Here is a 13,778-nt window from a genome sequence, read left to right as displayed (position 1 = left end):
CGTGACCAGCGGGTCGGAGGCTGATCCCATGGAATACGACGACACCTCCTCCGGCGGCCTGCTCGACATCCGAAACGGCGCGCGGGTGGCCGGTTTCCTCGTGCTGATCGACGGGAGCGGGGGGCGCTACGCCCTGCGCCTGAACGCGATCCTCGGGCTTCAGGACGTCGACGAGTGCGGGGACCAGACGCTCGTCACGATCACCGGCGGGCGCAGCTTCGTCGTGCCGAAGGGTCTCGATGAAGTGTTGGGTTGGCTGTCGTCCGTGGCGCCGCGGTAGGCCGAAGGCTTGCGCCTCACGCGGCAAGCCGCCAGTGCTTCTCCTTGTTCACCCCGACGTCGTGCGTCACGTCCCGGCATTTCCGCAGGACATTCTGCACGCTCTGGCGGATGCGGCCTTGGGCGCGCCGGTCGTTCGGGTCGAGCCCCTGCTTCTCCAGCACGCGGGCGCCGATCTGCATGGCGGTCAGGGGACCGTCCGCCTCCCGAAGGATCTCCAGCACGGCCCGCTTGGTGTCGCCCCGTTTGAACCACTGGGTGGCGAACCGGCGGGGCTGGATCTGATCAGGCTCCAGAGTGCCCAACATGCGGAGGACGGCGTCGACGTGCGTCAGATCGGCTCGGAGTTGGGCCTGACGCTCTTCGTTGTGGGCCAGTTCCCCCGACAGCTTGGACCGTAGACGGATGAGCGTGGTGACGGCGACGGGCTCGCCCATGGTATCCTCGGCAACGGTTGAAGACGCCGACGATGCTACCGGCCTGGGCGACGCTTAGCTATCGAAGGGGTAGTGTTGTATGCGCCAGAAGGCCGGAATCGCGTTGCATGGCGTTGCATTCCGTCGCATCCACTGCCGTCAGGATTGGCCAAGCCACTGATTTCCAACGAACATGGACCGCCGCCGATGCGCCAACGAACCACCGGCGTTGCAAGGGCGGTTCTAGGAAGTCGGGATCGGAATCATCCGATTGCCAAGATAGCGGTTGCAGGCGTGGAGGATCTCCAGGAACCCGGAATTCTGCGGTGACGGTTTGTAGAGCTTGAAGGTGCGGATCAGGCCCAGCGTCGCAGCACTTTCCAGCGGGCCGTGATAGCTGGTGTCGCGGTCACCGAAGCAGGAGTGATCCATCCAGCGGCGCATCTGCCGCTCATTCAGGAAGAAGCAGCCGGCGTGGGGAACGGTGGGACGGCTGAACATCACCTCGCGTCCAAGAAACGACGATTTGATGACCGCAGTGTCGTTAGGGTCGACCGACTGCGGCGGCAATCCCGTGCCGCTGGTGTGGTCGATGTACAGCTTACCGAAAGCGTGGCCCGGCTGGGTTTCGAACCGGTTGGGAAGCAGCACCCGATCCTCGCCCGCGCGTGACGAGAACCACGCCAGCTTGTCGAAGAACGCGTTGTCGGCGACCACGAGGTCGTCCTCGCAATAGCAATAATAGTCGTACTGGCCCATCGCCCCGGCCAGCACCCGATGGCACTCGAAGCCGAGCATCATCGGGTCGGTGTCGACCTGAATGTGCCGCAGCAGGCCGGGAGGTAGCAGCAGTTCGTTCATTACGTGGCAACCGGCGACGGTCACGACGGCGACATCGACCCGCATCCCGGCAACGTCGCCGATGGTCCGCACGATGTACCGCCGGTCAGCGCCGATCATCATCGCTTGCGGCCGGAAGCACCGGTGCCACGCCGCGACGCACTCGGCCAGGGCCGCGACCCGTGCGCCCCGGTCGGTGCCCGTCGAACCGTAGCCGAAGTCGTCGCCGGCGAAGCCGGACGCCGCCGGCCCGACGTAGTGGGGAATGGTCACCAGAATGCGCATGGGGAACGGCCGGAAGTCGCGGGAAACAGCGACGGACGTTGCCGACCGATCCCCGGCGCTGTCAAGCGAGTTTCACCCGGCGCGCCGCCCGCCGTACAGGCTGTGGACCATGGCTCCCAAGCTGGCGAGCAGACGGGACATATGCCCATCGCGCCGCTCCGCGTTGGCCTTCTCCACGAGATGGCCCTCGTAATAGGCGCGGAAGCGGTCGTCGCGCAAGATCTCGGCCATGTCCTTCGGGCGGTATCTGCTCGCTGATCATGCACTCGAACAGCAGCTTGTCTTTCTGGGCATTGGGATCGGAAGTGGCAGAAGGTTCACTCGGAAGAGTCTGCACGTCCGATTTCCTTTTCCGTCGGCGCGGCCACGCGCCGTACAGGGGGAGTAACCTTGCCCGCCGAACCCGCGTTCCTCTATAATAAGGGGCTAACCCTCCAGGCGGCCCCCAGCACGCCGCGCAGCACAGACGCCTGATCGCGCAGCGCGAAGATTTGGAACGCGCGCTCCTCCAGCGCATGCTGCCCGGAATCGTCCCGCACCAGTTCGACGCACCGCTCCACCAGCGCTTCGTAGGGGACGGCGGCGAGGCCGGCACGCAGGCCCTCGTCCACCTCCGTCGCCGCGGAGGCTTCGGTGACCACCGGCTTGCGGTTGGCCATCAGGTAGGAAACGCGGACGATCTCGAAGATCTGTGTGGCATAGAAGTGCAGGTTCAGCACGATCTTGGCACGGGCGATGTGCGAGTCGCGCTCCATGCCGAACACCCCGTCGAGGTGGACGACGGCAAGCCCGGCCCGCCGCAGCGCGTCCAGCACCTGCCGGCGCCGGTCGTTGGCGGCGCCGTAGAAGAGCACGTCAATGTCCTGCTCCGCGGCCGGCGCGACGCGGCTCAGCGTGGGAGCATAGCCGGGCGTGACATGGTGAAGCTCCGCCCCGGCCCCGTGGGCACGCAGCCAGTCGATATTGCGGCGGCTGTAGTCCCACACCGGCTGCGTGTGCAAAAGCGTGAGGTATGGCTCCCCCAGCCGCGCCGCCGCCGTGTCGTCCAGCTGCTCCAGATTGTAGAGGATGCACCGCGCGTCCAAACGATCGCGGAAGCCGGGGAGCGACGCCGGCAGGTGCGCGCCCAGAAGGATGCACGTACGGTCCGGCGCCACATTGCCGAAGACGATCGTTACGTCCGCCCCCGCTGCGGCGAAGCCGTGATGCAATGCGATGGCGACCTCGCGGAACTCGCTGGCGAACAGGCAGACGGCGAATCGCTCGGCGCCGGCCGATGCCGCCGGCCGCGGCAGAAGCGACCGCACGTCGGCGTGCAGGCGGCGCGCGGCGGCGAGGCCCGGATTCCGGGCGAGCACCGCGTCGAGGATCGCCGCCGCCATCTCCGGGCAGTCCTGCCGCATCTCGCACAGGGCCAGTAATTGCAGGGCGCCGGCATCGTTCGGCCGGCTCAGCAGGATTTGCCGCGCGGCGCCGTCGGCTGCCGCGAAGCGGCCGGCCTGGTAATGCGCAACGGCGGTAGTCAGCGGCGGGGCGGCCATGGAGGGGATGGTGATGGGCAAGGGCGGCCGACTGTAGCGCCCCCCAGACCCGTCCTCAAGCCGGGCAGAAAAAAGAACGCCGGAGGCGGCGCTGGGCAGCATCCGGCGTCAAGGACCGACGTGCGGGCGTCGTCAGCTGTTGGTGAACCAATCCGCGATGATCTGCTCTTTTTTGACGCCGGAGAGGGTGATGTCGTCGCCGTTGCCGAACGAGATCACCGCATTCCCGGCGCTGTCGGTGTCGAAGGTGTAGTTCATCCCGAGAGCCAGCCCGATGCGGTCGCCCTCGGCGAAGTTGAAGTCGGCGATCACGTCGTGGCCGCCGCCCGGCGCGAAGGCGAAGACGTCCGCACCGCCGCCGCCGAACAGCATGTCGTTGCCGGCGTCACCGGACAGGCGGTCGTTGCCGTCGTCGCCGAACAACTGGTCGTCGCCGACGCCACCGAACAGGGTGTCGTCGTCCCGGCCGCCGAACAGCGTGTCGGCACCGGCGTTGCCGAGCAGCAGGTCGGCGCCCTGGTTGCCGAGCAGCAGGTCGAGACCGTCGCCGCCCATGATCGTGTCGCTGTCGGCCGCCCCGATCATGGTGTCGTTGCCGGTGTCGCCGAACAGCCGGTCATTGCCGTCGTCGCCGAACAGCCGGTCGTCGCCGACGCCGCCGAAGAGGGTGTCGTCGTCCCGGCCGCCGAACAGCGTGTCGGCCCCCTGATTGCCGAGCAGCAGATCGGAACCGGCGTTGCCAAGCATGAGGTCGCCACCGTCGCCGCCGAACTCGCGGTCGGCACCGTTGGCGCCCATGACGGTGTCGTCGCCGCCGCCGGCCCGCACCGTGTCGTCGGAGGCGCCGCCGCCGAACCGTTGCGCACCATCGTCGCCGGCCAGCGAGGCACCGGCCGGAGCCGTGATGGTGGCGTCGCCGATGATGGCGGCGAACGCCACTCCGTCGAGCTGGATGGTCGTGCCACTTGGCAGAGACCGTCCGTCGATGATCATGGCATTGGCGGCGCTGCCCTCGGCGCCGGTGAGGACCAGGGGAGTCCCCGGCTCGGCGCCTGTCGGCGTCACCGTGCGGACTGTGGCACCGGACGGCAGATTGCCGATGAACTCGTCGATGCCCGCACCGATGCTGGCGCTGCTGACGCCAAGCGCCGCCATCGCGGAATGGAGCGTGTTCCCCGCGTCACCAGCCGACGCCGCGAAGACCACGTCGCCGGTCGGCACGATGACGGTGGTTGGGGGCGGAGTGACGGTGACGGTTCCACCGCCGCCACCGCCCGAATCACCCGTCGAACCGCCGGTCGAGCCGCCGGTTGGATCACCGGTCGAACCGCCAGTGGAGCCGCCCGTCGAGCCGCCCGTGGAACCACCGGTCGGATCTCCCGTCGTACCGCCGGTCGAGCCGCCGGTCGAACCACCCTGAGGCGGCGTGGTGCCGGCGAAGACGAAGTTGGCCGCGGTCAGGTCGGCCAGATGCAGCCCCGGCAGCGCCACACCGGTCTGACCATCGAAGTACAGGTAGGCGCCGGTGGCGTTCTCCTCCGCCCCGGTCAGGGCGGTGGTCAAGCTGGTGATGCCGGTCCAGGCGCGCAGGTCGATCTGGTCGCCGCCGGCCCCGGCCTGGAAATCAGCCAGATAGGAATAGCCGCCCGGCGCCAGCACGAAGAGGTCGGCCCCCGCACCACCGGTCAGGTTGTCGTTGCCGCCGTTGCCGACAAGCGTGTCAGCCCCGGCGCCACCCACCAGCGTGTCATTGTTCACGGTGCCGGTGAACAGCGTGCCGGCACCGGTCGATCCTCCGGTCGAACCACCCGTGGTGCCGCCCGTGGAGCCGCCCGTGGAGCCACCGGTCGTACCGCCGGTTGAACCACCCGGAGGCGGCGTAGTGCCGGCGAAGACGAAGTTGGCCGCGGTCAGGTCGGCCAGATGCAGCCCTGGCAGCGCCACACCGGTCTGACCATCGAAGTACAGGTAGGCCCCGGTGGCGTTCTCCTCCGCCCCGGTCAGGGCGGTGGCCAAGCTGGTGATACCGGTCCAGGCACGCAGGTCGATCTGATCGCCGCCGGCCCCGGCCTGGAAATCAGCCAGATAGGAGTAGCCGCCCGGCGCCAGCACGAAGAGGTCGGCCCCCGCACCGCCGGTCAGGTTGTCGTTGCCGCCGTTGCCGACAAGCGTGTCAGCCCCGGCACCACCCACCAGCGTGTCGTTGTTCACCGTGCCGGTGAACAGCGTGCCGGTGCCGGTCGAACCACCCGTCGTTCCGCCTGTCGTTCCACCCGTCGACCCGCCCGTCGAGCCTCCGGTACCGGCCCCCAACGTGATCGCGGTGCCGTTCACCTGGATGTCCGCGGCGGTATAGGTACCCGCCAGAGTGATGTCGAGGTCGCTGCCCGCTGCGGCGTTCATGCCGACATGCAGGACGGTGTTGCCGTTGGACGCCGAAACCTGAACCTGCCCCGCGCCGACCTGGGCGCCAGTGCCATCCGTCACCGCGCCGGTCATGGCGGCGCCGACGATGTTGAGGACGTCGCCGTTGGCGGTCCCGGTGATGACGGTGAAGCCCGCGGCTTGCGCGGCGGTCATGGTGACCGTATGGCGGGCGGTGCCGGTGAGTTCCAGCCGCTCGACGTTGCTGAGCGTCATGCCGGAGAGGTCGATGGCCGGCGTCGCCGGAATGGCGCGACCCTCAAGGTCCACCCCGTCGTCGGAGCGGATCTCCAGCGTGTCGGTGCCGGCGCCGCCGTCGAAGGTCACGTGGCTGGCTTCCTCCTGCCGCCAGATGACGTATCGGTCGTTGCCGTCGCCGCCATTGATGACGTCCGACTGCGCTTCGCCGCCGACCTCGCCGGCATAGAAAACGTCGTCGCCGGCGCCGCCGTCCATGGTGTCGACGCCCCAGTCGCCCTGGAACACGTCGTCGCCGATGTCGCCGAGCATAAGGTCATTACCGCTGCCGCCGACGATGGTGTCGGCGCCGGCGTTACCGTACAGAACGTCGCTGTCGGCCCGGCCGAACAGTTCATCGTTGCCGTCACCGCCATAGACGGTGTCATTGCCGTCGCCGGACTCCAGGCGGTCGTCGCCGCCGAATCCATGCTCGATGTCGTTGCCGGCGTGGCCCCAGAACCAGTCGTGCTGCTCCGTGCCCAGCAGCGTGTCGTTGCCGGGACCGCCGACATAGACTTCGATGCTGGTGTAGGTGTCGCCCGCGGCGTCGCCGGTGTTGTTGGCGGGGTTTGCGAGGTCGATGACGATGCCGGTCTGCGCCGTCCCGTAGTCCGCCATATCCTGGCCGGCGCCGCCGTCCAGAACGTCCGCCCCCGGACCGCCGACCAGCGTGTCGTTGCCGTCGCCGCCGTTCAGCGTGTCGTTGCCGGCACCGCCGAGGAGGGTCTCGGCGCCCGGTGTGCCGTTCACGACCTGACCACCCACGGGCGGCACGACCACGCCGAGCAGGTGCGGCCATGCCTCATGGCCGGCGAACAGCGGCGCCGCGCGAACCGGAGCGGTGGTGGCGTCGAGCGTCCAGGTGCCGCCGCGGGCAATGTCGCCGACCGGCCGCGAGGCGGCGGCGACATCGGCACCGGTGGCCGCCGCAAGGCGGTTCAGGAAGCGCCGGCCGTCTTCGCCCTCGGCGACGCGGCACGCGTGGATCAGGATCTGGGTGCCTGTGGCAGCCGGCCACGCACGGTCGAGCAGCGAACCGGCATCGATGGGATGCGCGCCCAGCAGCACACGGCCCGGCTCGCCGTGGGCCAACAGGTGCACGGCCTTCGTCCCGGAGGCCAACGCATCGGCAAGCAGGGAATGCGCGTCTTCATCCTTGGAAACAAGGATAACCTCGACATCCGGGCGCCCACGCTCCAGCAGAAACGACAGGTCTTCGATGCCCGCATCGGCTATCAGTATTTCTTTCACTTTGTCACCCTCCTATGGCTCAAGTTGCCATGAACATCAGACAAGGATCTCCATGCCGTTGACTTGCGCAACCGCTCGAAAATCCTCTGGCGTAATGTTTTTATCGATCCAGCTGAGCCATATTTTGCGCTGGATGAACGCACCATCAATCAACATTGCGAGATAAATCGAACGCGACAGAGGGTACCGCCGCCCGTATTTGCAGGCTTTTTCATGCTGACTGGCCATTTTTGGCGCGCATTTGTAGTCATCGGCATGACGCCAATGGGTAGCGGAAAATTTTTTCTCCATTTATACTTTCAATAACGCCGCGCGACGGAGATACCTACGGCATGGAGCAGCAAGCAGCGACGGGGGAGACTGCGCACGAACAACCGAACCCGTTTGGAGACGAAAGGACGAACAGGCGGTGCGGCCCGCACCGTTCGGAGTCGGCGTACGCGCATCCGGGTGCAGCGAACCCGCCGCCCTGACCCGCGATTTTGGGGAAAGGGGCACCGTTGAGGTGCCAAGACGGCCACCGGCACACCGCCAATCGGCACACCGTAGGCATCGAGGTACGACGGAACGCACCGCGCGCCCTATGGATTCAGCGGAAGTTTACCGGGGATTAATCCTAACCCCTCCATTGTTGCGCGATCCTGAGGAGAGGGTTCGGCATGGCTACCGTGACGACGAGTGTGAGCAACCTGAAGTCCGTGGCGACGGGGGGCGGATCCGACACTCTGATCATCAACGCCGGGACCGTAATCGCCACCAGCCTGAGCAAGCTGGTCGGCTACTCCACAATACGGGTCACCAGCAACGACGCCCACATCATCACTCCCGCATCGTCGATGCTCACGACACCCGGCACGATGACCATTTCGACGACGAGCACCATCGGCGTCACCGTCACCGGCGCCAGCCTGATCGGCTCGGCCATCACGCTCAATGTCACCACGTCCGTGGCCGACGACACGATCACCGGTTCACCCGGCGACGACGTCGTCTCAAGCGGTGAAGGCCGCGACCTGATCAATGGCGGTGACGGGTTCGGCAACGATTACGTCGACGCCGGCGCCGGTTTTGACACCATCACCGGCGGCAGCGGCAACGACACGCTGCTGGGCGGCGCCGACGCGGACGTCGCGTACGGCAACCGGGGAAACGACAGCATCGTCGGCGGGACTGGAAACGACACCCTGTTCGGCGGGGTGGACGACGACACCATCGACGGCGGCGCGGATTCCGACCTGTTGTACGGCGACGCAGGCGACGACCAGATCCTCGGGGGCACCGGCAACGACTCCATCTATGGCGCCAACGGCAACGACATCGCTGACGGCGGCGACGGCAACGACGTGATCTTCGGCAATCAGGGCAGCGACGTGCTCTCGGGTGCCGCCGGTCAGGACACGATCTTCGGCGGCTTCGGTGACGACGTGATCGACGGCGGTGCCGATGCCAACCTGCTGTCCGGCGACGACGGCAACGATGTCGTCAGCGGCGGTTCCTCCACAGACACCATTTTCGGGGGCAACGACCAGGACAGCCTGTCCGGCAACGACGGCAACGATCTTCTGTTCGGGAACAAGGGCGTCGATACGCTCAGCGGCGGCATCGGCAACGACACGCTGTACGGTGGAATGGACGCGGACATCCTGCTGGGCGGCGTGGGGGACGACTATCTCTCCGGCGATCCGGGCGACGACGTGCTGACCGGCGGCGCCGGTTCGGACGTCTTCGCCTTCACGGCCAGTTCGGGACACGATGTCATCACCGACTTCGATGGGGCTGCCGGGGATCGCATCCGCGTCGCCACGGGTCTGAGCTATTCGGTGTCGAGCAACGGCGCCGGAGAAGCCGTGATCACCTTCTCGAACAGCGACGATGTAACGATCACGGGTGTTCTGTCGGCCAGTTTCTCCGCAGCCTGGATCACCATCGGCTAACGGCGTCATTCAACAGTCAATCGACAAAATTCCTGCACTCACACAGGTCACAACTTTTTACCTATATTTGTCACAACTTTGAGACTGGTTGCAAATGGGCCGGCAACCTTTGTACCTCACCCTTTCGGGCGAACGCCTGGATAGGGTTTGGCCCAAATGACAACAGAAACTCTGCGCTCCCCCGCCTACTTCGTGTCGCCGAACGGGCGCGACTCCTGGTCGGGCAAACTCGCCGCTCCGAACGCCGATGGAACCGACGGCCCGTTCGCAACCCTGGTGCAGGCCCGCGACGCCATGCGCGTCAGCGGCATCGCCACCACCTACGTGCGCGCCGGCAACTACATGCTGGGCAGCGCCATACAGTTGACGGCGGCCGACAGCAATCACGCGTTCCTCGGCTATCCGGGTGAGACCCCGGTGATCAGCGGCGGTGAACACATCACCGGCTTCCGCGACGAGGGCGGCGGGGTGTTCTCGGCGGCGGTGGCCGGCGGTGCGGTCGGTCTCGACCTCCGCATCGGCGGCGAGCGCCAGCACGCCGCGCAGTCCGGTGTGCGCAACCCGGACGACCCCACCTCCGGCTTTCTCTGGGCTGATCAGGCGGCCGGCGGAGCCAGCAAGCGCGCCTTCACCTTCCGCGACGGCGACATCAAGCCGGGCGACGTGCAGGCCGGCAGCAAGGTGCAGGTCTTCGACCGCGAGCGCCTCACCGACGACATCGTCACCGTCCAGAGCGTGGACTTCGCCACCCACACCGTGCAGCTGGCGTCGGACACGTGGTACCCGCTGCGCAACGGTTCGACCTTCCGGCTGCTGAACAACGCCGCCTTCCTGCGCAACACCGGGGAGTTCGGCTGGCGGGCCGGCGACGGGCGTCTGGTGGTCAAGCCGCAGGACCCGACGGCCTTCGATCAGGCCGGCGTGGTCGCCGCCCGCCTCGGCACGCTGGTCGACGTCACCGGCGCCACCGGCATCACCCTCCAGGGCCTGACCTTCGCCGACACCACCTGGGACGGCTCCGCCGCCGTGCGGCTGACCAACGCCACCGGCGCCCGCATCGGTGACAACCACTTCCTCAACGTCGGCACCGCGCTGTCGCTGACCGGGTCGTCGCAGAACCTGATCGGCGACAATTTCTTCGATCAGGTGGGCGCCAGCGGCATCACGCTGAGCGCCGGCAGCAACGGCAACCGCATCTACGCCAACCGCATGGAGCACATCGGCGAAGTGGCGAAGTACGTCGCCGCCATCAGCGGCAACGGCATCAACGACAACATCATCAGCAACAACTACATCGCGTGGTCGGCGCGCGACGGCATCGCCATCAAGAACTGGTCGGCCGACACCAAGAACACCGGCAACGTCATCGAGTACAACCGCATCCTTCATACCGGTCTGGAGACCGCCGACGCCGCCGCCATCAGCGTGCTCGGCCGGTCGAACATCGACACCCGCATGACCATCCGCGGCAACCGGATCGAGGACGCCAACGGCGTCGCCACCGCCGCGGACCACACGTGGCTGCGCGACTACAAAGGCTTCGGCGTCTATCTGGACGACCAGACCAACGGCGTCACCGTCACCGACAACTTCATCGACAACGCCGACTGGGCCGGCGTGTTCGTCCATGGCGGCGACAACAACACCGTGCAGAACAACCTCGCGGTGATGCACGGCAACCGCCAGGAGCTGGTCCGCGTCGAATGGGTGCCGCTGGCCGGCGATGCCGGCACGCCGCGCAACAACACGATCACCCGCAACATCGCCTACGGCACCCAGGCGGTGGATGATTATTGGGAGCTGCTGTCGGCCAACAACCCGACGATCGACGGCAATCTGGTGTTCAACAGCGCCGGATACGGGCCGGGCGACGTGATCGCCGATCCGCGTTTCGTCGATCCGGCGCACGGCGACTGGCGCTTGGCGGCGGGCTCCCCCGCCGGCAGTTTGGGCATCCATGACTTGCCCTGGGCGCGCATGGGCATCGCCGGCTACAGCGCCGACGGCACCGTCCCAGCCTTCTGGAGCGCCGCCGCCGCACCGGCACCTTTCCCGTTGCCCGTCGAAAGCTCTGGAGGCGGCAGCGTCGGCAGCGGCGCCGCGGCTGCACCGACCGTCCTACAACCGACCGCGGCCTCCCTGGTTTTTGGGGACAGCGCGGCGAACCTCATCCCCGGCAACGCCGCGGCGCAGACCGTGGCCGGCGGCGACGGCAACGACACCGTCATGGGCGGCGACGGCGGCGACGTGGTGTGCGGCAACCAGGGCAAAGACCTGCTGCTCGGCAACGCCGGGGCCGACACGCTGTACGGCGGGCGCGGCGACGACGTGGTCTACGGCGGCGTCGAGGACGACCGGCTGTTCGGCGACGACGGCCTCGACCGGCTGGCCGGCGATGGCGGCAACGACACGCTGGCCGGGGCGGCCGACAGCGACACCCTCACCGGCGGCGACGGCAGCGACCTGCTGCTCGGCAACGCCGGGGCGGATACGCTGTACGGCGGGCGCGACAACGACACGCTGTTCGGCGGCCTCGACGACGATCTGCTGTCCGGCGACGATGGCGACGACGTGCTGACCGGCAACGCCGGCAACGACATTTTCGTCTTCGCGCCGGGCAGCGGCCACGACACCATCACCGACTTCGCCGCGGGCGACCGCATCGCCATCGCCGCGGGGATGAGCTACACGCTCGGCTCCAACGGCGCCGGGGACGCGGTGATCAGCTTCAGCGGCAGCGACGACGTGACGCTGACCGGCGTTCGCAGCATGCCGGCCGACTGGCTGGCCGTTCTGTAACCACCGTGCGCTGACCGCGGGCAATGGGGGCGGCGGGCCGGACCCGGTCGCCCCACAACCCGCGCATCCAAAGGTGCCGGCGATTGCCCGTATTGCGGCGTTCAGCCCGGCTCATGCTGACAGAACAGTGGCGGTATTCACCAGTATTCGTTCCAAGCCACCGCTGCAACACGCAACCACCCGATGTTTGTCACTGCCACATCCGGCCCATCCGCCAATCGTTACCATTAGAGTAATATTTTATCTGCATGCTCCCGAACGGTGAAAGCACGGCATGTCGCCGGTGCAGTTCGGAGCTGAGAGTATGTCTGGCCGCCTTCTTTTCGACGATGAATTCGACACCTTCGACGCCTACAGCAAGTCGGACGCGTGGCGCACCGCCTACACCTGGGGCGCCAGCACGGTGATCAACGGTGAAAAGGGCTACTACGTCGACACCGAGCACGCCGGGACGACCGGCCCCGCCGGAGCAGTCAACCCGTTCAGCGTGTCCAACGGCGTCCTGACCATCACGTCCGCACCGGCGACGGGACTGCCCTCCGGCCAGCCCTACACCAGCGGCGTGATCTCCAGCATGGGCAGCTTCGAGCGCCAATACGGCTATTACGAGATGCGCGCCGACATGCCCGGCGGGCAAGGCTTCTGGCCGGCTTTCTGGCTGATGCCCGTGGACAAGGTCTCACCGCCCGAGCTGGACATCATGGAGTTCTCGTCGAAGCGGGCGAACGAGTACGTGACGACGGCGCACTCCAACGCCGGCGGCACCTACCAGATGTCACAGCAGTTCAGCTACGGCCTGCCGGACCTGTCGAGCGGCTTCCACACCTATGCGGTGGACTGGCAGGCGGACAAGGTCACATGGTACTTCGATGATCGGGCGGTCTACTCCATCGCGACACCGGACGACTTCCACAAGCCGATGTACATGCTGGTGAATCAGGCGGTGGGCGGCGGCTCCTGGATCGGCGCGCCGGACGGCTCGACCCAGCAATTCAACGTCGACTATGTCCGCGTCTACGACAGCAAGCCGTCCGATGCGGCGGCTCCGCCGTCCGTTCCCACCGCACCGCCCCCGACCACCGCACCGACCTCCACCTCGACCCCGACCACCGTTCCTCAGCCGAGCGCGGCCTCCCTGGTCTTTGGGGACAGCGCGGCGAACCTCATCCCCGGCAACGCCGCGGCGCAGACCGTGGCCGGCGGCGACGGCGACGACACCGTCATGGGCGGCGACGGCGGCGACGTGGTGTGCGGCAACCAGGGCAACGACCTGCTGCTCGGCAACGCCGGGGCCGACACGCTGTACGGCGGGCGCGGCGACGACGTGGTCTATGGCGGCGGCGACGACGACCGGCTGTTCGGCGACGACGGCCTCGACCGGCTGGCCGGCGATGGCGGCAACGACACGCTGGCCGGGGCGGCCGACAGCGACACCCTCACCGGCGGCGACGGCAGCGACCTGCTGCTCGGCAACCAGGGCGCCGACCTGCTGCTGGGCAACGCCGGAGCGGATACGCTGTACGGCGGGCGCGACAACGACACGCTGTTCGGCGGCCTGGACGACGATCTGCTGTCCGGCGACGATGGCGACGACGTGCTGACCGGCAACGCCGGCAACGATACCTTCGTCTTCGCGCCGGGCAGCGGGCACGACACCATCACCGACTTCGCCGCGGGCGACCGCATCGCCATCGCCGCGGGGATGAGCTACACGCTCGGCTCCAACGGCGCCGGGGACGCGGTGATCAGCTTCAGCGGCAGCGACGACG

At 67.5% G+C, this 13,778-nt stretch carries 10 protein-coding genes; 4 read left to right on the top strand and 6 right to left on the bottom strand.

The window, feature by feature from the left end:
* A partial coding sequence (locus ACSVDD_RS29390; RefSeq protein WP_448192973.1) for a hypothetical protein occupies positions 1 to 280 on the top strand: 280 nt, incomplete at its 5' end.
* A gap of 16 nt (positions 281 to 296) precedes the next feature.
* Here ACSVDD_RS29390 and ACSVDD_RS29385 read toward each other — a convergent pair.
* From ACSVDD_RS29385 to ACSVDD_RS29360, 6 genes are all read right to left on the bottom strand, one after another.
* Entirely contained in the window at positions 297 to 716 is a 420-nt protein-coding gene (locus ACSVDD_RS29385; protein ID WP_448192972.1) for a hypothetical protein, read from the bottom strand.
* A 222-nt stretch (positions 717 to 938) separates the two neighbouring features.
* Positions 939 to 1,820, bottom strand: a complete 882-nt coding sequence (locus ACSVDD_RS29380; RefSeq protein WP_448192971.1) for a hypothetical protein — start codon at positions 1,818 to 1,820, stop codon at positions 939 to 941.
* A 72-nt stretch (positions 1,821 to 1,892) separates the two neighbouring features.
* Positions 1,893 to 2,051 (bottom strand): hypothetical protein, encoded by a 159-nt coding sequence (locus ACSVDD_RS29375; protein WP_448192970.1) that lies wholly within the window; start codon positions 2,049 to 2,051, stop codon positions 1,893 to 1,895.
* 182 nt (positions 2,052 to 2,233) lie between these two features.
* A complete protein-coding gene (locus tag ACSVDD_RS29370) occupies positions 2,234 to 3,382 on the bottom strand; it encodes a tetratricopeptide repeat protein (protein WP_448192969.1) in 1,149 nt (382 codons plus the stop codon).
* 111 nt (positions 3,383 to 3,493) lie between these two features.
* On the bottom strand, positions 3,494 to 7,276 hold the full coding sequence (locus ACSVDD_RS29365) for a DUF4347 domain-containing protein (RefSeq protein WP_448192968.1): 3,783 nt from the start codon (positions 7,274 to 7,276) through the stop codon (positions 3,494 to 3,496).
* Positions 7,277 to 7,312: 36 nt separating this feature from the next.
* Positions 7,313 to 7,567, bottom strand: a complete 255-nt coding sequence (locus tag ACSVDD_RS29360; RefSeq protein WP_448192967.1) for a hypothetical protein — start codon at positions 7,565 to 7,567, stop codon at positions 7,313 to 7,315.
* 368 nt (positions 7,568 to 7,935) lie between these two features.
* Here ACSVDD_RS29360 and ACSVDD_RS29355 point away from each other — a divergent pair, with 368 nt between their 5' ends.
* The 3 genes from ACSVDD_RS29355 to ACSVDD_RS29345 all read left to right on the top strand — a co-directional run.
* Positions 7,936 to 9,210 (top strand): calcium-binding protein, encoded by a 1,275-nt coding sequence (locus ACSVDD_RS29355; protein WP_448192966.1) that lies wholly within the window; start codon positions 7,936 to 7,938, stop codon positions 9,208 to 9,210.
* A 156-nt stretch (positions 9,211 to 9,366) separates the two neighbouring features.
* Positions 9,367 to 12,009: a right-handed parallel beta-helix repeat-containing protein gene (locus ACSVDD_RS29350; protein WP_448192965.1), complete on the top strand. Its 2,643-nt coding sequence runs from the start codon at positions 9,367 to 9,369 to the stop codon at positions 12,007 to 12,009.
* A gap of 304 nt (positions 12,010 to 12,313) precedes the next feature.
* A partial coding sequence (locus tag ACSVDD_RS29345; protein ID WP_448192964.1) for a family 16 glycosylhydrolase occupies positions 12,314 to 13,778 on the top strand: 1,465 nt, incomplete at its 3' end.

Source organism: Azospirillum terrae (assembly GCF_053470425.1).
Note: the sequence above shows the minus strand (reverse complement) of the source record. Positions and strands in the feature narration are given on the sequence as shown.